The organism is Streptomyces sp. NPDC048383, assembly GCF_040651775.1.
GTDB lineage: Bacteria > Actinomycetota > Actinomycetes > Streptomycetales > Streptomycetaceae > Streptomyces.
Window position 1 is genome coordinate 74787 of sequence record NZ_JBEZKS010000002.1, and the last position, 23499, is coordinate 98285.

General features: G+C 74.0%; 26 protein-coding genes. 16 read left to right on the forward strand and 10 right to left on the reverse strand.

Features of this window, described 5'->3' with window-relative positions; translation table 11 throughout:
• Positions 1-260 precede the first annotated feature (260 nt).
• The 3 genes from AB0D46_RS03175 to AB0D46_RS03185 all read left to right on the forward strand — a co-directional run bounded on the left by AB0D46_RS03175 (position 261) and on the right by AB0D46_RS03185 (position 2493).
• On the forward strand, positions 261-719 hold the full coding sequence (locus AB0D46_RS03175) for an SRPBCC family protein (protein WP_362875528.1): 459 nt from the start codon (positions 261-263) through the stop codon (positions 717-719).
• Complete coding sequence (locus AB0D46_RS03180; protein ID WP_362875529.1) at positions 716-1537, forward strand: DUF1206 domain-containing protein; 822 nt, start codon at positions 716-718, stop codon at positions 1535-1537. The genes AB0D46_RS03175 and AB0D46_RS03180 overlap by 4 nt, the downstream gene beginning before the upstream one ends.
• 65 nt (positions 1538-1602) lie before the next feature.
• Positions 1603-2493, forward strand: a complete 891-nt coding sequence (locus AB0D46_RS03185) for a YihY/virulence factor BrkB family protein (protein WP_362875530.1) — start codon at positions 1603-1605, stop codon at positions 2491-2493.
• A 24-nt stretch (positions 2494-2517) separates the two neighbouring features.
• Here AB0D46_RS03185 and AB0D46_RS03190 read toward each other — a convergent pair whose 3' ends face one another.
• Positions 2518-3000 (reverse strand): ATP-binding protein, encoded by a 483-nt coding sequence (locus AB0D46_RS03190; protein WP_362875531.1) that lies wholly within the window; start codon positions 2998-3000, stop codon positions 2518-2520.
• Between the two features lie 274 nt (positions 3001-3274).
• Between AB0D46_RS03190 and AB0D46_RS03195 the strand changes: the two genes are divergently transcribed.
• The 5 genes from AB0D46_RS03195 (at position 3275) to AB0D46_RS03215 (ending at position 6464) form a co-directional block, all read left to right on the forward strand.
• Positions 3275-4339, forward strand: a complete 1065-nt coding sequence (locus tag AB0D46_RS03195; RefSeq protein ID WP_362875532.1) for a YihY/virulence factor BrkB family protein — start codon at positions 3275-3277, stop codon at positions 4337-4339.
• Positions 4340-4520: 181 nt separating this feature from the next.
• Entirely contained in the window at positions 4521-4934 is a 414-nt protein-coding gene (locus AB0D46_RS03200) for a phage holin family protein (protein ID WP_362875533.1), read from the forward strand.
• On the forward strand, positions 4931-5419 hold the full coding sequence (locus tag AB0D46_RS03205) for a DUF3618 domain-containing protein (protein ID WP_362875534.1): 489 nt from the start codon (positions 4931-4933) through the stop codon (positions 5417-5419). The genes AB0D46_RS03200 and AB0D46_RS03205 overlap by 4 nt, the downstream gene beginning before the upstream one ends.
• Entirely contained in the window at positions 5416-5682 is a 267-nt protein-coding gene (locus tag AB0D46_RS03210; RefSeq protein ID WP_362875535.1) for a DUF4235 domain-containing protein, read from the forward strand. Before AB0D46_RS03205 ends, AB0D46_RS03210 begins: the two co-directional genes overlap by 4 nt.
• Before the next feature lie 509 nt (positions 5683-6191).
• Positions 6192-6464 carry a DUF4404 family protein gene (locus AB0D46_RS03215; RefSeq protein WP_362875536.1) on the forward strand — a complete coding sequence of 91 codons (273 nt, stop codon included), beginning with the start codon at positions 6192-6194 and terminating at the stop codon, positions 6462-6464.
• Positions 6465-6656: 192 nt separating this feature from the next.
• On the opposite strand, the gene AB0D46_RS03220 is transcribed toward AB0D46_RS03215, so the two are convergent.
• Positions 6657-7148 (reverse strand): flavin reductase family protein, encoded by a 492-nt coding sequence (locus AB0D46_RS03220; RefSeq protein ID WP_362875537.1) that lies wholly within the window; start codon positions 7146-7148, stop codon positions 6657-6659.
• Positions 7149-7248: 100 nt separating this feature from the next.
• Complete coding sequence (locus AB0D46_RS03225) at positions 7249-7773, reverse strand: MepB family protein (protein WP_362875538.1); 525 nt, start codon at positions 7771-7773, stop codon at positions 7249-7251.
• Positions 7774-7996: 223 nt separating this feature from the next.
• Between AB0D46_RS03225 and AB0D46_RS03230 the strand changes: the two genes are divergently transcribed.
• On the forward strand, positions 7997-8452 hold the full coding sequence (locus AB0D46_RS03230; RefSeq protein WP_362875539.1) for a GNAT family N-acetyltransferase: 456 nt from the start codon (positions 7997-7999) through the stop codon (positions 8450-8452).
• Here AB0D46_RS03230 and AB0D46_RS03235 read toward each other — a convergent pair.
• Together AB0D46_RS03235 and AB0D46_RS03240 are read right to left on the reverse strand one after the other, a co-directional pair.
• Positions 8428-13116: a HEAT repeat domain-containing protein gene (locus AB0D46_RS03235; RefSeq protein ID WP_362875540.1), complete on the reverse strand. Its 4689-nt coding sequence runs from the start codon at positions 13114-13116 to the stop codon at positions 8428-8430. The two genes, AB0D46_RS03230 and AB0D46_RS03235, sit on opposite strands and share 25 nt — an antisense overlap.
• A 42-nt stretch (positions 13117-13158) precedes the next feature.
• Positions 13159-14265, reverse strand: a complete 1107-nt coding sequence (locus tag AB0D46_RS03240) for a saccharopine dehydrogenase NADP-binding domain-containing protein (protein ID WP_362875541.1) — start codon at positions 14263-14265, stop codon at positions 13159-13161.
• A gap of 116 nt (positions 14266-14381) precedes the next feature.
• On the opposite strand from AB0D46_RS03240, the gene AB0D46_RS03245 reads away from it, so the two are divergent.
• Positions 14382-15338, forward strand: coding sequence for a helix-turn-helix domain-containing protein (locus tag AB0D46_RS03245; RefSeq protein ID WP_362875542.1), 957 nt, complete (start codon positions 14382-14384; stop codon positions 15336-15338).
• Positions 15339-15491: 153 nt separating this feature from the next.
• On the opposite strand, the gene AB0D46_RS03250 is transcribed toward AB0D46_RS03245, so the two are convergent.
• Positions 15492-15839, reverse strand: coding sequence for a DUF4190 domain-containing protein (locus AB0D46_RS03250; RefSeq protein WP_362875543.1), 348 nt, complete (start codon positions 15837-15839; stop codon positions 15492-15494).
• Positions 15839-16024 carry a hypothetical protein gene (locus AB0D46_RS03255; RefSeq protein WP_362875544.1) on the reverse strand — a complete coding sequence of 62 codons (186 nt, stop codon included), beginning with the start codon at positions 16022-16024 and terminating at the stop codon, positions 15839-15841. The genes AB0D46_RS03250 and AB0D46_RS03255 overlap by 1 nt, the downstream gene beginning before the upstream one ends.
• Positions 16025-16124: 100 nt before the next feature.
• Here AB0D46_RS03255 and AB0D46_RS03260 point away from each other — a divergent pair, with 100 nt between their 5' ends.
• A complete protein-coding gene (locus AB0D46_RS03260; protein WP_362875545.1) occupies positions 16125-16748 on the forward strand; it encodes a TetR family transcriptional regulator in 624 nt (207 codons plus the stop codon).
• Positions 16749-16793: 45 nt separating this feature from the next.
• On the opposite strand, the gene AB0D46_RS03265 is transcribed toward AB0D46_RS03260, so the two are convergent.
• A complete protein-coding gene (locus tag AB0D46_RS03265; RefSeq protein WP_362875546.1) occupies positions 16794-16988 on the reverse strand; it encodes a hypothetical protein in 195 nt (64 codons plus the stop codon).
• 465 nt (positions 16989-17453) lie between these two features.
• On the opposite strand from AB0D46_RS03265, the gene AB0D46_RS03270 reads away from it, so the two are divergent.
• On the forward strand, positions 17454-18563 hold the full coding sequence (locus AB0D46_RS03270; RefSeq protein ID WP_362875547.1) for a WYL domain-containing protein: 1110 nt from the start codon (positions 17454-17456) through the stop codon (positions 18561-18563).
• Here the strand turns inward: AB0D46_RS03270 and AB0D46_RS03275 are convergent.
• Positions 18554-19513, reverse strand: coding sequence for an SDR family oxidoreductase (locus AB0D46_RS03275; protein WP_362875548.1), 960 nt, complete (start codon positions 19511-19513; stop codon positions 18554-18556). The genes AB0D46_RS03270 and AB0D46_RS03275 overlap by 10 nt on opposite strands.
• A 155-nt stretch (positions 19514-19668) precedes the next feature.
• Entirely contained in the window at positions 19669-19791 is a 123-nt protein-coding gene (locus AB0D46_RS03280; protein WP_362875549.1) for a hypothetical protein, read from the reverse strand.
• Between the two features lie 123 nt (positions 19792-19914).
• Here AB0D46_RS03280 and AB0D46_RS03285 point away from each other — a divergent pair, with 123 nt between their 5' ends.
• From AB0D46_RS03285 to AB0D46_RS03300, 4 genes are all read left to right on the forward strand, one after another.
• Positions 19915-20103 carry a hypothetical protein gene (locus AB0D46_RS03285; RefSeq protein WP_362875550.1) on the forward strand — a complete coding sequence of 63 codons (189 nt, stop codon included), beginning with the start codon at positions 19915-19917 and terminating at the stop codon, positions 20101-20103.
• 67 nt (positions 20104-20170) lie between these two features.
• Positions 20171-20464: a hypothetical protein gene (locus AB0D46_RS03290; RefSeq protein ID WP_362875551.1), complete on the forward strand. Its 294-nt coding sequence runs from the start codon at positions 20171-20173 to the stop codon at positions 20462-20464.
• Between the two features lie 95 nt (positions 20465-20559).
• Positions 20560-22872 (forward strand): heavy metal translocating P-type ATPase, encoded by a 2313-nt coding sequence (locus AB0D46_RS03295; protein WP_362875673.1) that lies wholly within the window; start codon positions 20560-20562, stop codon positions 22870-22872.
• Positions 22869-23474: a copper chaperone PCu(A)C gene (locus tag AB0D46_RS03300; protein WP_362875552.1), complete on the forward strand. Its 606-nt coding sequence runs from the start codon at positions 22869-22871 to the stop codon at positions 23472-23474. Before AB0D46_RS03295 ends, AB0D46_RS03300 begins: the two co-directional genes overlap by 4 nt.
• Positions 23475-23499: the final 25 nt, after the last annotated feature.

Below are 23499 nucleotides of genomic sequence, written 5' to 3' on the forward strand. Positions count from 1 at the left end.
GTCGGCGAGTCACCGCTCGAGCGGGGCGGCGAGTCGCCGAGATCGGCGGTCGCACGCCGGTGTCCCGTCCCCCCGGGCACCGCGTGCGGCCGCCGTCCTGCGTTCCGGGCACGTACGTCGCCGGTACGCCGACCCGGGCCCCGGAGGCCCGCCACCTGCGCATGCGGCGGACCGGGACGGGTAGCCGGGCCTTGAGAGGACCCTCAGCGCGACTGTCCGCACCACGGGTGCGGGTCGCCGACGACACGGAAGGGGTGCGCATGTCGCACGTCGAGGAGTACGTCGAGGTCAACGTCCCCGTACGCACGGCCTACAACCAGTGGACGCAGTTCGACGCGTTCCCGGCCTTCATGGAAGGCGTCGAGCGGGTCGAGCAGCACACGGACACCCTCACCCACTGGGTGACGAACGTGAACGGGGTGCACCGCGAGTTCGACGCACAGATCACCGACCAGCTCCCGGACCGGCGCGTCACGTGGATGACGGTGGACGGTGAACCGCGGCAGGCCGGCATGGTCACCTTCCAGCCGATCGACGCGACCACCACCAAGGTTGTCCTGCACATGACCTGGATGCCGGAGGGGCTCGCCGAGACCGCCGCCGACAAGCTCGGCGTCGTCAAGCGGCAGGTGGCCGGCGATCTCAAGCGGTTCAAGATGTTCATCGAAGCGCGCGGAACCGAAACCGGCGCATGGCGGGGCGAGGTCCGACAGGGATGAGAAACACCACGGCGAACAAGGGCCTGCGCACCGCCGCTCGCGGCGGGGGCGGCAGGGAAGTCACCGCGCGCTGCGGACTGGTGGCGCGCGGGGTGCTGTACGCGCTGATCGGGCTGCTGGCCCTGCGCGTGGCCTTCGGTGACGGAGGCCAGGAAGCCGACCGGCAGGGCGCCCTCCAGGAACTCGCGGAGAAGCCCTTCGGCATCGTCCTCATCTGGACCATCGGCATCGGGCTGGTCGGAATGATGCTGTGGCGCCTGTCCGAGGCGGTGTTCGGCGCCGCCGGACCCGACGGCGGCAAGGCGACGAAGCGACTGGCGTCAGCCGGTCGGACGGTCTTCTACGCGGTCGTCGCGTTCTCCGTCCTGGCGTTCGCGGTGGGCCGCGGCGGCAGCAACGGGGACCAGCAGTCGCGCGATGTGACCGCCAAGGCGCTCGACCTGCCCGCCGGTCAGTGGCTGGTCGGCGCGGCCGGACTCGGCATCGCCATCGCCGGCGTGGTCATCGCGGTGCAGGCGGCCCGGCGTCACTTCCGCAAGCACCTCTCCATGACCGGCGTGTCGCCGGGCGTGCGCAAGGCCGTCATTTTCGTCGGCGTGGCCGGTGGGCTGGCCCGGGGCGCCGTGTTCACGGCCGTCGGCGGCTTCATCGTGTACGCGGCGGTCCGCTACGACCCGTCGCAGGCCAAGGGGATGGACGACACCTTGAGGTCGTTCACCCAGACCGCGGCGGGGCCCTGGCTGCTGGTGGCGGTCGCTCTCGGATTGATGCTCTTCGGGGTGTTCTCCTGGGCGATGGCCCGCTGGCGCGAGGTCTGATCCCCGGGGCGGCGCGGGCCCGGTACCGGACGCATGCGCGGGGCCCTGTCGGGCACCTGCGCAGCGTGACCGAGATCCCCCGCACCGCCCCGCGCCCCGTCGGCCGGCCCACCGCCGGCCTCGCGGCGCGCACCCGCGCCGAGCTGCGGCGCACGGCCGTCCGTGTCTGGAACGACAACCTGGCCGACCACGCGGCCGCCCTCACGTACTACGCGGTCCTCGCGCTGCTGCCCGCGCTCGCCATCGCGGTCTCCCTGGTGGGGCTGCTGGGCGGGGCCACGACGGACCGGCTCATCACCGGATTGACCTCGTACGCACCGCCGCAATCGGCGCAGGTGCTGCGCGACGCCCTCAGTGGTCTGCTGGCGGAACGTTCCTCGATGGTGGCGCTGCTGATCAGCGGTCTCGTCAGTTCGGTGTGGTCGGCGTGCAGCTACCTGGCGGTGTTCCGTCGGGCCCTGCACACCATGCACCGGGTCCCCGAGACGCGGCCTCCGCTGCGGGCCGCCCACATGCTGATCGTCAACGCCCTGTCGCTGCTGGTGCTGCTCGTCGCCGGCGCCGTGGGTCTGGTCGTGTCCGGGCCGGTGGGCCGCTGGGTGGTGCGGGCCACGGGCGGGGACAGTCCGCACGTCATCGCGTTCCTGCGCTGGCCCGTGCTGCTGGTGGTCGTGACCTTCCTGGTGCTGATCCTCTTCCGGACCGGCCCGGCCCAGAGCCGGGGTACCCGGCGGGGACTGCCCGGCGGCGTCCTGGCCGCGCTGCTCTGGCTGGCCGCTTCGGGGTTCTTCACGCTCTACACGGAGCTGGGCACGTACGGCAGGCTCTACGGCTCGCTGGCCGGCATCGTGGTGTTCCTGGTCTGGCTCTGGTTCGCCAACCTGGCCCTGCTCACCGGAGCCCAGTTCAACGCCGAACGCGCGCGGACGCCGCAAGTCCTCCAGCGGGCCGCCTGAACCCCTCGGGCGACCTCCCGAGGCTCACGCCGGGGCCGGCACCGCCCGGCCCCGGCCGCCGGCCAACCGGGAGCCGTCGATCTCCGCCCAGACGACCTTGCCGCTGCCGTGCCGGTAGGAACCCCACCGGTCGGAGAGCACCTGCACGACGCGCAGGCCGTGCCCACCGGGTACGCCGGGCCGGGCCACGGGACGGGGGCGGGGCGGCACCGGCGCACCGTCGACCACGTGGATGCGCAGGGTCTCGCCGGCCGTCAGGACGAGCTCGTGGCAGCCACCGGCGTGCAGGGTGGCGTTGGCCACCAATTCGGAGACGACGAGCAGGGCGTCCTCGGCGCTCTCCTCGTGGTCCCACCCCCAGTCCCGCAGGGTCCGCCGGGTGAAGTCGCGGCCCTTGCCGACCGCGCCCCGGATGCTGCACAGGGTGAGCCTGCGGCTCTGGCCCATGACCGGTACCACCGTGCCCGGAGGTCCGCCCTTGGCTGCTCCCGTCGTGTTCACTCTCATCACCCCGACCGTTGACGTTGCTGTGTGCGGTTGCGTTGCTGTGTGCGTTGAGTTGCCGTTCGGTGCGGGGAAGCGGCTCCGTCCGCGGGCCGCGGGGCGGCCGTCGCGGGTGACCGTCGTCCCCGGACCGCGTATGCCCGCCCTGGCCGCCCGAACACCGTCGGCTTCACGGGTCTCCCCGTACGGGTGTATGGCGGCGGTGCCCGAGCCCGCGCGGCACGTTCGGGGCTCCGCCGGGCGGCATGAGTGGCGAGATGGTGGACAGCCGCGCGGTATGACACGCATCTCGCAGACAGGCCGCGGTGGCGAACACGCGGACCGGGACACCGCAGGCGCGGACCGGGACACCGCCGGGAGCACCGGCGCGGGGCCGGACGACGAGATCGAACGCCGGGCTCCCGACGAGCCGACCTCACTGTCGAAACGGTCGTGGCGCGCCGTGCTGCGGGGGACGGTCAAGGAGTTCACCGAGGACGAGCTGGCCGACCGCGCCGCGGCGCTGACGTACTACGGGGTGCTGGCGCTCTTCCCGGCCCTGCTGGTCCTGGTGTCCCTGCTGGGCATCGCCGGCGAGTCCACGACCCAGCAGGTGCTCGACAACGTGCAGCAGTTGACTCCCGGTTCGGTCAACGACGTGCTCAGCGACGCGGTGACGCAGCTGCAGGGCCGCAGCGGCATCGGCTCGCTCATGGCCGTGGTGGGCCTGGTCGTCGCCCTGTGGTCGGCCTCCGGATATATCGCCGCGTTCATCCGCGCCTCGAACGCCGTCTACGACGTGCCCGAGGGGCGGCCGGTGTGGAAGGTCCTGCCGCTGCGCCTCGCGCTGACGGTGACCCTGATGCTGCTCGCCTGCGCCGCCGCGCTGATCGTGGTCTTCACCGGCGGTCTGGCCCGGCGGGCGGGTTCCGCCCTGGGCATCGGCGACACCGCGCTGACGGTGTGGTCGATCGCCAAGTGGCCGGTCCTGGTGCTCCTCGTCACGATCATGATCGCGTTGCTGTACTGGGCGGCCCCGAACGCCAAGGGCCGGGGATTCCGCTGGGTGACCCCCGGCAGCTTCCTGGCCCTGGCCATCTGGATGCTCGCCTCGGCGGGCTTCGCCTTCTACGTGGCGAACTTCGCCTCCTACAACAAGACGTACGGCACGGTCGCCGGCGTCATCGTCTTCCTCGTCTGGTTGTGGATCACCAACCTGGCCGTTCTCCTGGGCCTCGAATTCGACGCGGAGCTGGCCCGCCAGCGCGCCATCGCGGGCGGGCTGCCCGCGGACGAGGAGCCCTACGTACGGCCCCGCGACACCGCCGCGTGGAGCGACGCGCAACGCCGCCGCATGGAGTGACCGGCGAGCCAGCCGGCGATGCACCCGCACCTGCCGGTAACCGGACGGATGGCCGCCCGGTTACCGGGTAGCCGCGTGATGAACAGGCACATGAACGCAACGCACCACCCCGCGCCCCTCGGCCCGTACCGTCCGGCGGTCGAACGGGGCCGGAACAAGACGAGGACGAGAGGGACGAATCGTGACTACGACCGAACAGCGGGCACACGCCGCCGATCCGTCGGTGAGCGTGTTGGTCTCGCGGGCTTCACAGCAGATCTCGGAACTGGTCCGGGAGGAAATGCGCCTGGCCCGGGCGGAGATGACGGAGAAGGGCAAGCGGTTCGGAACCGGCGGCGGCCTGTTCGGCGGGGCCGGCCTCCTCGGCATCCTTGCGGCGCAGGCGTTGGTGGCGGCGGGCATCGCCGCGCTGGCCCTGGTGATGCCCTGGTGGCTCTCCGCCCTGATCGTCGCCGTGGTGCTGGCCGCGACAGCGGCCGTGCTGGGCCTGGCGGGCAAGAAGCAGATCGCGCGGGCCGTCCCGGCCGCGCCGGAACAGACCATCGACAGCGTCAAGGCCGATGTGGCCGTGATCAGGGAGAAGGCACACCGATGAGCAACGAGTTCGACCGGGCACAGGCCCACAACGAGCCCACCACGACCGCCGCTCCCACCCCCGCCGAGCTGCGGGAGCAGATCGCGCACACGCGCGACGAGCTGGGACAGACCGTCGAGGCCCTGGCGGCCAAGGCGGACGTGAAGGCCCAGGCGAAGGAGAAGACGGCGGCGGTGAAGCACGAGGCGGCGCAGAAGGCGGCACTGGTCACCGAACAGATCCGGGAGAAGGCCGAGCAGGCCGCGGACCTCGTACGGGAGAAGACGCCCGACCCGATCCTGGAGAAGGCCTCCCGGGCTGCCGCGCAGGTCCGCGAGACCACGGCCCGGGCCGGCGCGCTGGCGTCCGAGAAGACGCCCGATCCCATCCTCGAACGAGCCGGTCACGCCGCGACGACGGTGCGGGCCAATAGGACCCCGCTGCTCGCCGTCGGCGCCGTTGTCGTCGTGTTCCTGCTGATCCGCCGCGGCCGGGGCCGCAAGTGAACGCAACGAAGATCGCTTACCGTCCGGTCGGGCTGGCCCTGGGCGCTGTCAGCGGCATGCTCGCCGGCATGGCCTTCAAGCAGGCCTGGAAATTGATCGAAGGGGAGGGCGACGCCCCCGACGCCACCGACGAGGACCGCAGCTGGCAGGAGATCCTGATCGCCGCCGCGATCCAGGGCGCGATCTTCGCGGTGGTCAAGGCCGCCGTCGACCGGTCGGGCGCCGTCGCCACCCGGCGCGTGACGGGAACCTGGCCGGGCTGACCGGACGCGACGGAGGGCGCCGGGACGCGGGCGCACGCACACGCGCCCGCGCGCCCGGCCGGGGCCCCGGCGCGCGGCCGTTTGTCGGCCGGCCCCCGGACGCCGCCGAACCCGCGCGGGCCCGGACCGGCGCGCACCCTCCGCCCTACGGGGCGAGCGATTCCGCCCCGTCCGCGCGCCCATGCGCCGTCCCTCCGGTCGGCGCCCGGAAGGGTTCCGCGAACATCTTCACCTGTTGGCGGTGGGACCCCTCTCCGTCCCCGGAGCGTCCAGTGCGCGCCCGCCGTCCTTGCCGGGCGTGAACTCCTGGCCGATCGCCCTGGTCGGCGTGCCTGCGACGGCGTACGCCCGGGCGCGGACGGCGGCCTGACCCGCACGGGCCCCGACCCCGGCCGCCGGGTGATCCGTACGGGCCGGCCGCGCGTGCGGACCCCGCGACGGGGCATGCGAGCCGTAGCCGCCCCGGGGACAGACCCCGTCGCACGGGCGGAGAACGACGAGGAGACACCGTGTCGGAGCACGTGATGACGACGGACGAGCGGCTGAGGGCCCTGCGCGCGGAACTCCTGACCTCGGGCCCCCACCTCCCCCCGCAGGAACGCGATCACCTGGAAGCCCTCCTCGACAAGCTGGAGGCGGACCGAGAAGCGGACCGGGAAGCGAGCCACACGGGTGTGGGTGAGTCGCTGAACCAGAGCGCCGAACGGTTCGAGGTGAAGCACCCCTCGCTGTCGGCCGCCCTGCGCAACCTCGGCGTCAGCCTGGCCAACATCGGTATCTGAGCCCCTTCCGACGCCGGGCCCGGGGCGGTCGGATGCCGACGTCCTGGCTCGTCGGGGTCGGCGTCGTCGTGTTCGGTGGCGCGCTCCTGGGCCCGTTGTCCCACGACGAGTCGCAGCACCCCGCGAGGTGGAAGAAGCCGACGGAGCCCCTGTGGAGCCGAGAGCAGCGCCCGCCGGCAGGTGGGGGCGCTGTCAGGCGGGGTGACCCGGGGCGATGTCCCGCACGTCGCCGTAGCGCAGCAGGGTCGGCGCGGTCGGGGCCGGCTCGGACACCTCGGTGGGCGACAGGAGGAAGCCCACGTGGTCTCCCCCGTCGATCCGGGACTCGATCCGGCCGACGAACCAGCCGCAGGCGTCGGCCAGCAGGGGGCTTCCGTCGGCGCTGGGGCGCCAGTCGACTCCGGCGAACTTGTCCACCGCGTCGCCCGTCTCGCCACCGAACAGTTCCGCGAGCGGGCGCTGGTCCTGGTCCAGAACGTGCACCGCCAGGTGGGAGGCGCCGCGGGCCACGCGGAACGTGTGGTTGAGCGTGGACAGCCACACCATGAACCTCGGCGGGCGGATCGAGCACTGCGAGGCGAAGCCCACCAGACACCCGGACCGTTCGCCGGCCGAGGCGACGGTGACCACGTACACGGGACCGTCCAGGACCTCGGCGAATGCGTCGAGCCGCGTCCGCGCCATGACCGATCCCTCCGTCCGCACCGCTCCGCCCCGCCGGGCGTTGCCTACCCCGCGCCTCCCCGCCGAACCCCGGGGGCGTGAGGAGCGTTGGGGCACGTGGCTACGACCGGTGCAGACTCCGGGCACGTACCAGGTCGGCGGGGCCCTGTCCGCCGAGGTCCAGGAAGTGCTCCACCTGCCAACTCCGAGTGCTGTCGGCCTGGCGGTTGGTCGTCGTCACCCAGGGCGGGTAGACGCGGAAGCCCCGCTTGCCGCCGATGCGGTTCCGCGACATGACGCCGCGCTCGCACAGCACGTCCCTCGGGAACACGAACTGTCCGAAGCCGCCCCCGTCCCGGCAGCTGATGACGACGAGATCGACTCCGTCTTCGGCGTCGAAGGGCCGGATCGGTCCTTCGACGGACCTCACCCACACGGTGACGAACTGGCCTGCCTTCGTCGGAGTGGTCCTGGCCACGCGGAACCTCACCGCCAGCCCGTCGAGCGTGAAGGCCCGGGCCGCGTACTCGGCGCCCTCCGGTTCGGACACCGGCGGTGAGCAGGTGAAGCCACCGGGGTCGTACACCCGTGACTTCGCCTCCATCAAGTCGTCGTGGATTCCTGTCCAGGGCGGGTTCGACGGCATCCCTCCATCCTGCCATCCGGTGTGGGGCCCGACGGCCGGGTACCTTGACGCGCGGGACGGTCGACGACACCGCGGGAGGGGCCCCTCACCTGTCCATTCAGGTGCTTGCGCGGGCGGCCTTTCGACACCGTGGCACATCCGGCGGCACACCGATTGCAGGATGATCGATTGCCCTTGCCGAAGGGGAGGTCATGCCCCACCCGTCCCACCTGGAGCCCCGCACATGCCGCAGATCACCGTCCGAGCCGTCCGATCCGAGGACTTCGCGCAGTGGCGCGCCCTGTACCGCGGTTACGCGGACTTCTACCGGGTGGAGCAGACCGAGGAGGCGGCCCGGACGGTCTGGTCGTGGGTGAACGATCCCGGCCACGAGGTCGAGGCGCTCGTCGCCGAGGACGCCGACGGACGGCTCCTCGGACTCGCCCACTTCCGTCCGTACGCCCGGCCGCTGTCGGCGACCGTGGGCGGCTTCCTCGACGACCTGTTCGTGGCGCCCGAACACCGCGGTTCGGGCGCCGCCGACCTGCTCCTCGGCGCGCTCCGCGGGATCGCCGCCGAGCGCGGCTGGAGCGTGGTGCGCTGGATCACCGCCGACGACAACCACCGGGCGCGGTCGAAGTACGACCAGGTGGCCACGCGGACCATGGGGGTCACCTACGACATGACTCCCGGCGTCTGATCCTCGGCGCCCGTGATCCGGTCGAGCACGTCCGTGTAGCGGGGCCGCTTGTCGGGACGGGCGTGGTCCACCGCGTAGCGAAGGGCGGGGACCGCCGGCCCGCCCAGGGCGACCAGTCCCTCGGCCGCGGCCTTGTGCACGACGGGATGCGGGTGGTCCAGCAGCCCGGTCACGGCGGGGATCGCGGGTTCCCACGTCGCGTGGCAGAGGGTGCGGATCGCGGTGCGCACCAGATCCGGTCGGGGATCGTCCAGCAGGATCGACGTGTGGTGGAGGTGGGTCGGCCGATCGAGCATGGCCCGCGAGGTCCGGTGCGCGTGCACGCGCACCTTGGCTTGGGGGTGCCGCAGCAACACGCCGATCAGCTCGCGCAGTTCGGGGTCCCGGTCGGCGTCCGGGCCGCTGTGTCCCTCGGCCAGTCGCGTGAGCGCGCGGCGTATCCGTACCGGGTCGCCCGTGCGGGCCAGCTCGAACAGCTCCTGCCGGGAGGGGGGTTGTCGGCTCGCCGCCGAGGCGGCCGCGGTCCGGTCCCGGAGCGCGGCCTGCGCGGCGGCGTCCTGGCGGGCGGAGTCCGGGTGGCGCAGTGGGCCGTCGACGAGGAGCAGTCCGTCCGCGAGGTCGTCCCGGCCCTCGGCGCGCAGCCGCCGGCAGGTCCGGGTCAGCGCGGGGGTGCGCAGCAGGGGGCGTCCGCGGAGCAGGTCGAGGAGTCCCCGGGCGCCGGCGTCGATGCGGGGCCGCAGGTGTTCGGCCAGCGCGTCGGCGGGTACTTGGCGCAGGGCCAGGCCGGCGGCGGCGCCGGTGGCCGGTGGGTCGGACTCCCACCATTGCAGCAGCAGCGGGACCAGTGGTTCGAGGTCTTCCGGGTCGAGGTGACCCGCCACGAGGGCCACCCTGTCGTGCAGGACGCCGTCCGCGCGGAGTTCGGCTTCGCCGATGGCGTGCAGGTGGCGGGCGAGGTCGGCGCCGACGGGTACGTCGATGTCGCCGCGCAGGAACGCCCGGAGCACGGGGAGCCCGGCGGCGGGCTCGGGCCACTCCATGAGCGTCCGGGCCGCGGTGTGCCGGCGGTCCGGGTCGGGTGCCCGGAGCATGGCCAGCAGCCGCTCCCGCAGGGCGGTCGATCGGGGTTGGTCCAGGTCGTCGATGTGCACGGTACGAGGTCGGCGGGCCGGCGCGCGGACGGGCTCGGTGAGGGTCCAGGGTGGTGCGTCGAGGGGCTGGAGGGAGGTCATCCAGTCGACGAGGGCGGAGCGGATTTCGGGGCCCGCGGAGCCGTGCGCCTCGATCAGGGCGGCCAGGCGGTCCCTGGAGCCCGGGACCTCGTCCTGTTCCCCCGGGCGGCAGGTGCGACGGAATTCCTCCAGGGCGGCGGGGGTGCGCGCGGCGCCGGCCAGCGCGGCCCGCCACGCCCGAGTCCGGGCGGCCGCTGCGGCGTCGGCCTCGGCCGGGGCGGGCCCGGCGTGCGCGGTCTCCTGCGCGGTCTCCTGCGCGGTGGCGAACGCCTCCCGTAGCACGGCGGTCCCGGCCCGCCGGGGGTCGGTGTCCAGCGCGGCCGAGGCGAGGGCCCGGTCCAGGTCGGCGCGGACCAGTACGGCGCCGAGGCCGCGCAGGAGCGGCAGGGTGGACCGGCGTGCCCCGGGTACGGCGGGCAACGCGCGTACCGTTTCGACGACGGCCGGCCGCGCGACCGCCGGCAGGGTCGGCGCGACCGCTTCCAGTACGGCGACGAGGTCGTCCCGGTCGGCGGCCCCGGCCTCGGCGAGTCCGTCGAGGAGGACGCCGACGCGCCGCGCGAAGGCCGCCAGTTCGTCCGTCGTCCACGGTGCGGAGCAGAGCCGCAGCGTGAGGCGCAGTACGCGGCCCCGGGTCAGGGGTTCGGACGCGGCGAGGCGGAGGCAGTCCGCCAGCATGTCCCGCAGCCCGTAGAGCCGCCCGGAACGCGGCAGCTCGTCCCTCGCGGCGATGCGGAGGGCGATGAGCGGATCCCAACCCGCGGTCCGTAGCGAGTCGACGTCGGGGTCCGCTGCCCAGCGCGGGGCCGTCCACGGTGCGGCGGGCCTGCTGATCCCGTGCCCGGCCAGGGCCGTCGACAGTTCCTCGACCCTCCCGGACGCGAGGGTGAGCCGGGCTTCGGCCACCAGGGCGAGCAGACCGGGGGCGACCGGGGACGCCTGGCGGTGCAGGGCGAGGACCGCCCGGGCCGACAGTGCGCCGTCCAGTCCTTCCAGCAGCCGTTCACGACCGCGGCCGCCCTCGCCGTGTTCGGCGGCGGCGAGGACGGTCGCCGGGTACGCGGGACCGAGGACGGCGCGCAGTGCCTTGACGAGCGCGTCGCGCAGAGCCGGATTGTCGTATCGTCCGAGCGCCCGGAGCAGTGCCGGTACCGCGTCGGGCGCTCCCGCGTGGACCAGGACCTCGGCGGCGGTCTTCTTGATGTTCATGTTCGGGTGGTCGAGACGTGCGGCGATCGCGCCGGCGGCCCAGCGGGCCCCTGCCTGCCCGAGGGCGCACAGCGCCTGCCGGACGGTCTGGATGTCGCCGGCGGCGGTGAGCGCGATCAGGGACGCCGACAGTGCCTGTGCGCCGTCCCCGTCGGCGTCGCGGGCGAGGAGGGCGATGACGTGCTTGCGCACGTGGCGGTCGCGGTGGCGCAGGAGGTGGTGCGCCCGCGCCCGGGTGCCCGTCCAAGGGGCGCGGAGCAGGAGTTCGCACAGGATCGCCTGCTCGGCGTTCGTCAGTCCGGGCCGGTCCAGCAGGTCCAGGGCCGTCGTCGCGACGAGCGCGTGTCCGGCCTCCTGCGCGGTCGACACGTCGAGCAGGCAGGACGGCCTGACGCGTCCCCGGTCGTGGAGACGGCGTCCGAGGCCGTGGACGGCGTCCACGATCTCCCGGGGTACGACCGGTTCCCCGGCGGGCGCGCCGTTCTCGGGGCGCGGGAGTCCGCTCGCTCCGGGTTCCGCGGCGGCGGCCAGTTCGGTCACGACGCGCAGGAGCAGGTCCGCGATGGCGGGCAGGGTGGCGGCGCTGCCGTGGGCGGCCAGTCGACACAGGGACGCCACCGGCTCGTCCGGGTCCAAGTGGGAGCTGAGGAGGGCGAGTTCCCGCTCATCGGGGCCTGCGAGGTCCGCCGCGACGCGTACCGGGAGGTCGGTGGGATCGAGGCGTACGAGGAGGGCGCGTCGCTGCGCCGGTTCGTGGGTCAGGTGCCACAGCACTTCGAGGGCCCGGTTGCGGACGGTGCGCAGGTGCGGCGCGATCACGCCCGCGCCGTCCTGCGCGGTCAGGCCGAGTCCGTCGCGCAGCGCCGTCACCGTACGGTCGCCGCCGATGGCCTCCAGGGCGTCCAGGGACGCCGCAGGCGCTGTCGGCAGGAGGGCGATCACGGCGTCCTCGGCGTCCGTGTGGCGTACGGCGCGGATCGCACGGAGGAAGGGTACGGGCGCGGGCGCCGAGGCGAGGAGTCGGGTGATCGCGTCCCCGATCGGGAGCTCGCCGGTCCCCTGGCCCGCCAGTGCCACCAACAGGTCCAGTCGGCGGGGCCAGTTCGGGTCGTCCGCGGGCGCCTCCACCAGGGCTTGGAACAGCGCCCGTCGACAGGTGAACAGGATCGTCGCGACCTGTTGGGCCGGGATCGAGTGGTCGGCCAGGGCCAGGTCGATGAGGGACGGGACGTGCGGCGCGTCGGGGAAGTGCCCGCGCCGGTGGAGCCCGCGCAGACAGGTCAGCGCGGGGCCGCCGAACAACAGCGGATCGCGGGCGGCGACGGCCGTCAACGCGTCGATGTCACCGCGGTCCGCCAGGTCGCCCAGCAGTTCCATCCCGCGCCGACGGAGCGCCGGCGGCGACTGCGTGTCCTCGATGACCTGCCACAGCAGCTCGCTGTGCCCGTGCCGGGCCGCGGCCACGAGCGCTGCGGCGGCCGGCTCGGGGCGTGCGGCCACCGCGTCGGCCTCGAGGAGGGGCAACAGGAGCCCGGCCGGCAGGGTTTCCAACACCGCCCACGGCTCGGCGAGTTCATTCAGGGCCGCGACGACGAGGGATGCGCCGTCGGCGCCGAGCAGGCCGATCAGGTGGCCGCGGACCAGGGCGGGACCCAGCACTCCGGCGTGCAGCCCCTCCCGGGCCAGCCGCAGCGCCGCGGCGTGCAGTTCGGGATCGCCGGTCGCCAGCAGCTCGCCGACGAGTTGCTCGGGTCGGCGGGCTTCGGTGGCCTTCGTTTCCCGTACGGCCTGGTGCAGCAGCTCGCTCGGCGGCTCCCGGCGGAGCACGGTCGGCTCGTTCAGCAACTCGGCGCGCAGCCACGCCATCCGTACCCGCGCCGGCAGATCGGCCGTGCGCCATGCCGGCCGGCGCTCCGGCGGGAGGTACGGCCACAGTCGTTCGTGCAGCCGCGCCAGGACGAGGGCGGCCTCCGGCGGTCCGTCGACCTGCGCGGGCAGCAGCTCCGCGAGTTCGACCGCCTCCCGTTCACCGCCGGCGCTGCCGGAGGCGACGCGCTCGGCGAGGAGTACCAGCCCCAGGTGCCGCACGTGTGGGTCCTCGTGCCGTACGAGGGTCTCGAAGGCGGCCGGCGAGCAGAGCCGCGGATCGAGGTGGTCGGTCAGCCGGCTGGTGTCGGCTCGGCACACCGCGTCGTGGAAGGGTCCGTGCTCCGGCGTGATCATCGTCGGATGCTAGCCGGGGGTGCCGGGCCCCACCAGCGAGATTCACGGCGCCTCGGACGCCTCGGTGGAGGGGAGGTCGGCGATCGACCCGGCCGGGTCGGCGGCACCGGTCACCCCGGGCGGTGCGAGCGTGATGTGCGGTGCCAGGGCGCGGAGGAAGGCGGGTGCGTCGAACATCGCGCCGGCGGAGGCCACGCCGACCGCCTTGGTCCGGCCCGTGAGGACCCGGTGGAGCGCTTCCACCGCGAGGGGCGCGCTGACGGCGTAGATGTCCCGCCCCGTGGCCACGGCGCGTCGTTCCTCGCCGCCCGAGCGGACGACGGCGTCGACGAGGAACGTCTGGGCGGAGCGCCCGTGGTCGTCGACCGCGGCCGGTGCCGGTGTTTCCGGAGCCGCCAGGTCGCGCGCCGCCTCGACCGTCATGTAGGTGCGCACCTCGGGGATGGCCAGGTGACTGGGGACGGTGACGACGTCGGCCATGGTGAACTCCCCGATCACGGAGCGGACTCCCATCGGCTCGGGGAACGCCCACCGCAGGATCGGTGGGGCGTCGTCGCGGTACTCCAACCGCCCGTTGCCGTACACGAGGCGTCGGCCGTCCCGGCGCTCCCGGGACACCGTGCCCGCGGTGCGGGTTCCGGCGGTGGGGTGCCAACCGCTGAGCCCGTACGCGATGTGCGCCTCGTCGGCCGTCGTCCAATCGCCCATCGCGGCGGTGACGAGCAGGTCGCCGAGGCCGCCGAAGAAGGCCATCGCGGGGATGACGGCGATTCCCGCGGCGCTCGCCCGGTCCGCGAAGTGCGCGAACGTGTCGAGGTTGGCCTCGATCTCGGCGGCCACGTCCACGTACGGGATCCCGGCGCGCAGCGCCGCCTCGATCAGCGGGGCGGCGGTCGAGGCGAAGGGCCCCGCGCAGTTGATGACCGCGGCGGCTCCGGCCAGCGCCCGGTCGAGGGCGGCCGGGTCGTCGACCGCGGCCGGTCGGACGTCGGCCTCCGGCCCCGGGAGGGACGCCGCGAAGGCGCGCAGCTTGGCCGCGTCCCGTCCGGTCAGGACGGGGACGAATCCCCGGTCCAGCAACTCCGCCACCACGAAGCGTCCGGTGTGCCCGTAGGCGCCGAACACCGCAACCGTGTGACTCGATCCCATCGCGTTCTCCCACTGTTCTCGCTCGCCCGGTCCCGCTTGTTCAACTGTCAACATCCTCTCGCCGGGGATGATCCTCCACCAGTGTCCGGAACGCCGTGACCCGTACACTTTCGGACATGGACACTGTCGCGCTGGCCGTCACCGACGGGATGCTGCACTTCGAACTCTCCGTTGCCTACGAGGTCTTCGGCGCCGACTCCGCCGGCGCGGCCGACCCCGCGTACGACGTCACGGTCTGCGGACCGGGCCCGGTCCGGTTCGGCAGGTTCCGGCTGGAGCCGGACCACGGGCTGGACCGACTCGCCCGCGCGGACACGGTGATCGTCCCGGGTTGGGCCGATGTCGACGTGGATCCGCCCGCCGATCTGGTCGACGCGGTGCGCGCCGCCCACGAGGCGGGTGCGCGGGTGGCCTCCCTGTGCACGGGAGCGTTCGTGCTGGCCGCCGCCGGGCTGCTGGACGGCCGACGTGCGACCACGCACTGGGCGCACACGCAGGTCCTGGCAACCCGCCACCCCCGCGTCGAGGTCGATCCGGACGTGCTCTACGTGGACAGCGGCAGGGTCCTCACCTCCGCCGGCAAGGCGGCCGCGATGGACCTGTGCCTGCACCTGGTGCGCCTCGACCACGGTTCGGCGGTCGCCAACAAGGTCGCCCGGCGACTGGTCGTACCCCCGCACCGGGCCGGGGGCCAGGCCCAGTTCGTCACCGCTCCGGTACCCGCCCAGGACGACCACCCGCTGACCGAGCTGTTCCCGTGGGCGATCGAGCGGCTCGACCGGCCGCTGACCGTGGAGGACCTCGCCCGGCGGGCCCGGATGAGCTCGCGCAACCTGGGCCGGCACTTCAAGGTGGCGACGGGGACGACCCCGCTGCAATGGCTGCTCACCCAACGCATCCGCCGGGCGCAGGAGCTGCTGGAAACCACCGACGCGAGCGTCGACGCCATCGCGGACTCGACCGGCATGGGCACCGCCACCACGCTGCGCCGGCACTTCAACCGCACGGTAGGCGTCCCTCCGGACGCATACCGCCGCACCTTCCGCGCGCGGAGCCGCCCGGCCGACGCCTGAGCCCGCTCTCCGACACCGCTCGACTCCCCTCGCGCATCGAAGAGTGACCCCCTCGCGGGCCGGCGCGGCCCCCGTACGCCGCGCGCTCGCGCGCGTCAGGTCCAGCGCGACCGGCTCAGGAACGGCGCCTGACGCACACGGGGGCGCGAGGGGTCAGGACAGACTCCAGGACCACGTGCCGTCGGCGGTGACGAGACAGGCCAGGATCACGAGGTCGGCGACGCCGAGGGCGATGCCGAGGCGGGCGCGGCCGGGCCGTGCGGTGTTCCGCCACAGGGCGAGGGAGCCGAGGACGACGGCGGTCGGACCGAGTATCAGGTTCATGACCAGGAGCCCGGCCAAACCGAGCACGAACGCGGTGACCGCCATCGCGTCGGCGTCACGCGCACGGGAGCGGGTGCGGGTGCTGGTGCGAGGGGCGGCCGGGGCCTCGCCCGTGGTCCGCGCGTCCGGGCGCGTTTCCGTGTCCGCGTCCGCGTGCATGTCGGTGTCCGTGTGCATCACAGACCTCCTCGGCTGTGGCGGACGCGGCCGTGTCGGCGGCCCGACAGGCGCTCGCGGGCGGCGAAGAGGGCGAGCCAGGTGGCGATCGCGAGGCCCGCCGCCAAACTGACCGGCACCGGTACGTGGGCCACTGCTCCCAGGGCGACGCCCATGACGAGCAGTGCGGCTACGAGGAAGAGCACGAGAGTTCCTCCTACTTCGAGGTAACAGTTGTCCACTGACTACCCAGTACAGTACGACTCATGCCGGCGGACCGCGAGTGTGACGCGGTTGACTACCCTCATGAGCCAGAACACCGGTGTCCGCGAGGCCCAGCGCCGCCGCACCCGACGCGCCCTGCTCGACGCGGCGTTGTCGCAGTTGGAGGAGCAGAGCCTCAGCAGCCTCGGACTCCGGGAGGTGACCCGGGCGGCCGGCGTCACCCCCACGGCCTTCTACCGCCACTTCCGGGACATGGGCGAGCTCGGAATCGCACTGGTGGAGGAAGCGCTGGCCAGCCTGCACGAGACGGTGCGGGACATCCTCGACTCGACCGGCGACGCGGACCAGCGCGGCGATGCCGCGGTGCGCCTGGTCGCCGAGCTGGTCCGCAGCCGGCCGACGCACGTACGCTTCCTCGTCCGCGAGCGGCACGGTGGAGTCACGGCGGTACGGGAGGCCATCGCCGGTCAACTGGACGCCTTCGCAGGCGAGATCGGCTCCGCACTGGCGGCCGATCCGGTCAGCTCGGACTGGAACGCCGACGACTTGACGATGCTGTCGCGGCTCCTGGTGGACCACATGTTCATGACGGCCTCGGCGTGCCTGGCCGCGTCACTGCGCGGCGAGGACTGGGCGACCGTCACCGGCACCGCCCGCAAGCAGCTCCGTCTGATCCACCTTGGACGGGCGCACTGGGCGAGTTGACCGAGGAGAGATCCGCCCCGGCAGGACCGGGGCGGGGTTCGTTCGCTACGCGGCCGCCGCTTCCGCCGCGTCCACGTCGGCGGCGACGACGAGGAAGGCGTCCCGCTCCAGATCCATCACGACGCTCGCCCGCTCGCCCCGCGATCGACAGCGGGCCGCGTACTCCTCCGCCGGCCAACTGCCGTACGGATCACCGGCGGGAAAGGACTCCAACACCTTCGCACGGCGCACCGCCGCCACCTCCTCAGCAACCGACCGTCACTACCGCCCGTTTGCCCCTGACCGTCCGACATATGCGCCGCACCGCCCGGACGGGCGCCCGACTCCCGTCCGGCGGGGCAAGCGGGTGGGTCGGGACAACCCGCCGGCCGGGACCCCGATCCGGCACGAGGGCCACCCCGCCGCCCGGCGGGCACTCGACCGGCGTCCGCTTCCGGTCGTGGAGGACGCGTTCGCCGTCCGGTCCCGGCCACCGTGCGCGGAACGAGGAGGGCGCGGCACGGTCACGAAGCGGCGCCTCCCGGTGGAGCGCGGCGGCCTCGCCCGGATGGCGTACGCCCGGCTGCGCTGTCCGTCGCCGATCGGCTCGCGCACCGCTTCCCGGACATCGCCGGCGACCCCCGGTCGTCGAACAGGAGGCGTTGGCCGCGAGCCGCGCCGGGCCGCCCCCGGCCCCCGGCCCCCACTTCGACGATCATGGGGAGCATGCGTGCCGCCCGTCTCATCCGCATGGCCCTCCTCGTCCAGTCGAGCCCCGGGCTGACCGCAGCGGCCCTCGCGCGGGAGCTGGAGGTCTCCGAACGCACCGTGATCCGCGACGCGCAGGCCCTCCAAGAGGCCGGTGTCCCCATCCGGTCCGAGCGCGGCCGGTCGGGTGGTTACCACCTGGCACCGGGCCACCGGACCCGACTCACCACGCTCCACCCCACCGAGGCGGAAACGCTCTACCTCTCCGGCCTGCCCTCGGCCCTGCGCGATCTCGGGCTGTCGGACGCCGCGAGCACGGCCCGGCTGAAGTTGTCGGCCACCATGCTGCCGTCCCTGCGCGCGGCGGCCGAGTCCTCGGCACGCCGCTTCCACCTCGACGCGCCCGCCTGGTTCCGCGAGCCGGCCGCGCCGGAACTGCTGCCGGAGCTGGCCCGCGCCGTGTGGTCCGACCGCCGCGTCGAGCTTGCGTACGCCCGGCCGGGCCGGGACGCCGCACCGCCCCGCGCGGTGACCCGCCTGCTGGAGCCATACGGGCTCGTCCTGAAGGCGGGGGTCTGGTACGTCGTGGGCCGCGTACCGGACGAGGCGGACGGCGCCGGCGCGGGCCGGTCCGGCGGCGCCTGGCGCACGTACCGCGTGGACCGCGCCACGGCGCTCACCGAACCCTCCCCCACCGGCGCCGCCGATCCTGCCGCGCCCTTCGTCCGGGACCCGTCCTTCGACCTCGCCGCGCACTGGGAGGCCCACTCCGCCGGGTTCGCCAGGGCGCTCTTGCGGGCGACCGTCACCCTGCGCCTGAGCGAACGCGGGCTGCGCCGACTGCCCGCCGTGGCGGACCCGGCGGGCATCGGTGAAGCGCTGGCCGGCGCGGGAGCCCCCGACCCGGCCGGGCGCGTCACGCTCGATCTGCCGGTGGAGTCCGAGGACGTCGCCTTCGCCACGCTGGCCGAACTGGGCGCGGACGCGGAGGTACTGGCCCCGGAGGGCCTGCGGGCCCGCTTCCGCGAGCGCGCCCGGGCCCTCACCGCCCTGTACGCGGCGGATCCGAAGGTTCCGGCGGATCCGACCGACCCGGCCGAGCCGGCCGACCCGGCCGATCAGCGGTAGTCGTCCGGCGAGCCGCTCCCGCCGCCGTACACGACGTCCTCGAAGTACGCCCAGGCGTCCGGTCGGCTGCCGTCCACGTCCCGTACGCCGTAGGTCTTGGCCAGTTCCGCGCTGGAGGTGGACTTCCCGTTCCAGCGGGCGGCCCGGTCCGGGTCACCGGCGAGCGCGGCGACGGCGCGCGCAAGGTAGTGCGGTGATTCGGCGATGCCGAAGGCGGGCTCCTGGGCCAGGGCGTCGCGCCAGTTGGCCTCGGTCACGCCGAAGTGACTGAGCATCTGCTCGGAGCGCAGGAAGCCCGGGGTGACGGCGACCGCCGTGCCCCCGTACTCCGCGAGTTCCTCGCCCAGCCCGAAGGCGATGCGGATCGGGGCGTTCTTGGCGAGGTCGTAGTAGAGGTTCTCCCGGTAGCGACGGTTGGAGACCGCGGTGCCGTCGGTGACCTCCACGTGCAGCGGTGCGTCGGAGCGGATCAGGAGCGGCAGGGCGAGGGCCGCGGTGATCACGTGCGAGCGCACGCCGAGTTCGAGGATCCGAAGCCCGTCGGCGAGCGGCGTCTCCCAGCTCTTCTTGCCGAAGACCGATCCGGACAGGAGGTGTTCGCCGCCCCAGAGGTCGTTGACGAGGATGTCGAGCCGGCCCTGTTCGCGGTCGATCCGCTCGACGAGGGCGCGCACCCGGTCCTCGGCCAGGTGGTCGGTGGGGACGGCGACGCCGACGCCGCCGGCCGCCGTGACCAGTTCCGCCGTCTCCTCGATGGTCTCGGTGCTCCGGCCGACCTCGCTGACGCTCGCGCGGGTGGTGCGGCCGGTGACGTAGACGGTGGCGCCGGCTCGGCCGAGTTCGACGGCGAGGGCGCGTCCCGCTCCGCGGGTGGCGCCGGCGACGAGCGCGATCCGGCCGGTGAGCGGGCCGTGGCCGTCGATGTGCTGGGTGTCCTTGTGGGTCTGCATGTCTCCACGGTGAACGCCAAAGCTGACAGTTCACGTCACCTATTCTCGACAGTTCGGCGGTTCGCCGACTCGGGACACCGGAGCCGCCGCGCGGGTGACGGAGCGGATGCCCGGCCGGGTGGTCGACGCCGGCCGGACACCCGGTTCGGGACGCCTCAGGGGGCGTCGTAGGGATCCTCCGCGCCGTCCTCCGGGTCGTCGGGGGGAAGATCGTCGTCGTCGCGACGCCGGGCGTCGTCGACGATGTCGTCGGTGAGCGCGTCGTGCGTGCCGCCCATCGGACTCTCCTTGGTGTGCCGGTGGTCCAGACCTCCAAACTGACACGGAAAGTCACAGGGCGCACACTGGAACGACACCCGGAGTGACCATTGGGTCTCTCCTGCGTCCCCGAGGAGCACAGCGTGCCGGAACGAAAGCCGTACGAGGACCAGCCCACCGCCATCACCGTCGTCCTACCGGGAGACACCCGCGCCGTCACCCTCCGGCTGCCCCGCGAGGCGGGCCGCGGTGAGCGGCCGCTCGCCGCGGGCGACTACTGGTTCATCGCCGATCCCACCGCCGCGGCCGTCGACGGCCGCGGCATCGGCTGAACCCCGCCGGGAACTCCTCGCCGCCACAGGACGACCACCTGCGCGGAGCCCATCGGGTGGGGGCTCCGTGTTCGTGTCCTCGAAGCTGGGAACGTCGATGGTCGAAGAGCAACTGTCCGTAGCGGCAGCCCGGTTGTCCGCTCGCGTCCAACGGTGGTCGCCACCACCCGCGTTGACCGGGTTCGTGCTGCTGCTGCTCGCCGTGTTCGCCCTGTCGTACGGGGTCGGAGCGGCCGCCGGCCCCGTGGCGCCGGGCATCCGACCGGACCGCACCGGCACCCCCGGGAGTTCCGTCCCGCACGAGGGCGACATGGGCGGCGCGGGCCCGGCCGGTACGGGCTCCGCCGGCGGTGAGCGGTGACGGCCAACACGGCGGGCACCACGGGGGCGGCGGGTACCGCGGCGACGGCGCCGACCGGGGAAGCGACGCGCGCGGAAGCGACGCGCGCGACCCCGATGACCACCGACGTGGTCATCGGGGGCATGACCTGCGCCGCCTGCGTGAGCCGGGTGGAGAAGAGGCTGGCGCGGCTCGACGGCGTCACGGCCACGGTCAACCTCGCCACGGGGAGGGGCCGTTTGCGTCACCCGGCGCACGTCACCGTCGCGGAGCTGGTGGCCGCCGTGGAGCGCGCCGGGTACACCGCGGAACCGGTGGCGTCCGCAGCCCCGCCCACCGCACCGCCCGACAGCCGCGAGAGCGACGGCGACGGCGACGGCAGCGACGACCCCGCGCGCGCCGAGCGCGAACGCCTGCTGATCACCGCCGCGCTCTGCCTGCCCGTCCTGGTCCTGTCGATGGTGCCCGCCCTGCAGTTCCGTTCCTGGCAGTGGCTGTGCCTGGTGCTGGCCGCCCCCGTCGCGGTGTGGAGTTCCTGGCCCTTCCACCGCCGGGCGGCGCGCGGGTTGCGGCACTCCGCGGCGACCATGGACACCCTGGTCTCCCTCGGGGTCCTCGCGTCGTTCGGCTGGTCCCTGTACGCGCTGTTCCTGGGCGGCGCCGGTGAGCCGGACATGCGGATGCCGTTCACCCTCCTCCCCTCGGCGGGGTCGGAGGTCGCGCACGTCTACCTCGAAGCGGCGGTCGGCGTCCCTCTGTTCGTCCTGCTCGGCCGCCACCTGGAGGCACGGGCCCGGCACGGCACCGGCGCGGCCCTACGGTCCCTGGCGGGGCTCGCCGCCAAGAACGTGATCGTCCGGGAGGGCGGCGAGGAGCACCGGCGGCCCATCGAAGCGCTGCTGCGGGGCCAGGAGTTCGTCGTCCGGCCCGGCGAACGGGTCGCCACGGACGGGGTGGTGGTGGCGGGGAACTCGGCCCTGGACCTCTCGCTGGTGACCGGGGAGAGCGACCCCGTCGAGGTGGGCCCCAGCCGGGCGGTGGTCGGGGGCGCGGTCAACGCGGGCGGGTTGCTCCTCGTACGCGCCACCGCGGTCGGCGCCGACACGCGGCTGGCGCGGATCACGCACCTGGTCACGGAGGCGCAGGCGGGCAAGGCGCGCGCGCAGCGGCTGGCCGACACGGTGGCGGGCGTCTTCGTCCCGGCCGTACTCGCCCTGGCCGCCACGGTCCTCGGGTTCTGGCTCGGCGCCGGCGCGGATCCGCAGGCGGCCGTCACCGCGGCCGTGGCGGTCCTCGTCGTCGCCTGCCCGTGCGCGCTGGGCCTGGCCACCCCGACCGCGCTGATGGCCGCCACCGGCCGGGGCGCCCGGCTCGGCATCCTGATCCGGGGGCCGCGGGCGCTGGAGGCCCTGCGGCACGTCGACGTGATCGTCCTGGACAAGACGGGCACCCTCACCACCGGCCGACTGTCGGTCGTGCGCGTCACGCGCGCCGACGGCGGCCCGACCGGCGGGAACGAGGCCGTCCCGGCCGGCGGCACCGCCGGGAACGAGGTCGTCCGGCTCGCCGGGGCGGTGGAGCAGGGGTCCGAACATCCGCTGGGCCGCGCCCTCGTCGCATACGCGCGACGCGCCCTGCCTGGGGTCCCGCTGCCCGCCGTCACCGGCTTCCTGGCCACCCCCGGCGCCGGCGTCACCGGGGTCGTGGAAGGTCACCGCGTCGAGGTGCGCGCCCCGGGCGACGGGCTGTCCGACGCGTTGGCGGCGGCTCTGGCCGAAGCGGAGGCCGCCGCGCTGACCCCGGTCCTGGTTCGGGTGGACGGTGTCGACGAGGCCCTCATCGCGCTGGGCGACGTCCTGCGCCCCGGCAGCCGCCGGGCCGTGGACGGGCTGCGGGCGCTCGGCGTGGAACCGGTCCTGGCCACCGGCGACCGCGAGGGCGCCGCGCGCGCCGTCGCGGCGGAACTCGGCATCACCGAGGTGCACGCCGACTGCTCCCCGGAGGGCAAGGCGGCCCTGGTGCGGGAGTTGCAGGGGCGGGGCCGCCGGGTCGCCGTGCTCGGGGACGGCGTCAACGACGCGGCGGCGCTGGCGGAGGCCGATCTCGGGATCGCGATGGGCTCCGGCACGGACGCGGCCATCGGAGCGGCCGACGTCACGCTCGTACGGGGTGACGTCGAGGTGGTCGGCGCCGCGGTCCGGCTGGCCCGCAGCACGCTGTCGACGATCCGCCTCAACCTCGTCTGGGCGTTCGGCTACAACGCGGTCACGCTCCCGCTGGCGGCCGTGGGGTGGCTGGGGCCGATGGTCGCCGCCGCCGCCATGTCCGCCAGTTCGCTGCTCGTCGTGGCCAACAGCTTGCGCCTGCGGGCCTGGCAGCCCACACCGCACCGCCTGCCGGCCCCCGTACGAAAGGCCTTGGGACGATGACCGACCCGCACGGAACGACGACCGAGCCCCTCGCGACGACCACCGACTCCCCCGGAACGACGACCGGCTCCCCCGACTCGACGCCGACGACCGACGGGCGGCCGTTCGTCCGCCGTCGCGTACGCGACGGTCTGGTCGCGGCGGTCGTCCCCGTGACGGTCTGTCTGGCGGCGCTGGTCGGTCTGACGGCGTGGACCACGGCGGGGGCGGCGGGCAGCCCGCCGCGGATCGAAGCCGGCGTCGGTCACCTGCGTCTCCCGCGGGCCGACGACGACCGCAGTACCGCGGTCTTCAGGATCACGAACCTCGGTGACGCCCCCGACCAGTTGCTCTCCGTGAGTTCCCCGGCCGCCGAGGAGGCCGTGCTGACCCGCCACGATCAGGTCGACGCGGGGACGGGCGAGCGGGCCGACGGGGCGCGCCCGGTGACGTCGGTGACCGTCCCGGCGGGCCGCACCCTCACCATGACGCCGAACTCCCTGGACCTGGTGGTGAAGGTACGGACCCCGCTGCGCGTGGGGGACACCGTCCCGTTCGTCCTGCACTTCCGGCGCGGCGGTCCCGTGAGCGCCGTCGCATTCGTGGTGCCGTTCGACAACTGAACCCCGTGGGACTGGGCAGGCGTGC

Bases quoted from the DNA above. Each gene is read 5' to 3' on its own strand.
- AB0D46_RS03175 (WP_362875528.1), top strand. From the start codon at position 261: ATGTCGCACGTCGAGGAGTACGTCGAGGTCAACGTCCCCGTACGCACG.
- AB0D46_RS03180 (WP_362875529.1), top strand. From the start codon at position 716: ATGAGAAACACCACGGCGAACAAGGGCCTGCGCACCGCCGCTCGCGGC.
- AB0D46_RS03190 (WP_362875531.1), bottom strand. From the start codon at position 3,000: ATGAGAGTGAACACGACGGGAGCAGCCAAGGGCGGACCTCCGGGCACG.
- AB0D46_RS03195 (WP_362875532.1), top strand. From the start codon at position 3,275: ATGACACGCATCTCGCAGACAGGCCGCGGTGGCGAACACGCGGACCGG.
- AB0D46_RS03205 (WP_362875534.1), top strand. From the start codon at position 4,931: ATGAGCAACGAGTTCGACCGGGCACAGGCCCACAACGAGCCCACCACG.
- AB0D46_RS03220 (WP_362875537.1), bottom strand. From the start codon at position 7,148: ATGGCGCGGACGCGGCTCGACGCATTCGCCGAGGTCCTGGACGGTCCC.
- AB0D46_RS03225 (WP_362875538.1), bottom strand. From the start codon at position 7,773: ATGCCGTCGAACCCGCCCTGGACAGGAATCCACGACGACTTGATGGAG.
- AB0D46_RS03230 (WP_362875539.1), top strand. From the start codon at position 7,997: ATGCCGCAGATCACCGTCCGAGCCGTCCGATCCGAGGACTTCGCGCAG.
- AB0D46_RS03235 (WP_362875540.1), bottom strand. From the start codon at position 13,116: ATGATCACGCCGGAGCACGGACCCTTCCACGACGCGGTGTGCCGAGCC.
- AB0D46_RS03240 (WP_362875541.1), bottom strand. From the start codon at position 14,265: ATGGGATCGAGTCACACGGTTGCGGTGTTCGGCGCCTACGGGCACACC.
- AB0D46_RS03245 (WP_362875542.1), top strand. From the start codon at position 14,382: ATGGACACTGTCGCGCTGGCCGTCACCGACGGGATGCTGCACTTCGAA.
- AB0D46_RS03250 (WP_362875543.1), bottom strand. From the start codon at position 15,839: ATGCACACGGACACCGACATGCACGCGGACGCGGACACGGAAACGCGC.
- AB0D46_RS03260 (WP_362875545.1), top strand. From the start codon at position 16,125: ATGAGCCAGAACACCGGTGTCCGCGAGGCCCAGCGCCGCCGCACCCGA.
- AB0D46_RS03270 (WP_362875547.1), top strand. From the start codon at position 17,454: ATGCGTGCCGCCCGTCTCATCCGCATGGCCCTCCTCGTCCAGTCGAGC.
- AB0D46_RS03275 (WP_362875548.1), bottom strand. From the start codon at position 19,513: ATGCAGACCCACAAGGACACCCAGCACATCGACGGCCACGGCCCGCTC.
- AB0D46_RS03280 (WP_362875549.1), bottom strand. From the start codon at position 19,791: ATGGGCGGCACGCACGACGCGCTCACCGACGACATCGTCGACGACGCC.
- AB0D46_RS03295 (WP_362875673.1), top strand. From the start codon at position 20,560: ATGACCACCGACGTGGTCATCGGGGGCATGACCTGCGCCGCCTGCGTG.
- AB0D46_RS03300 (WP_362875552.1), top strand. From the start codon at position 22,869: ATGACCGACCCGCACGGAACGACGACCGAGCCCCTCGCGACGACCACC.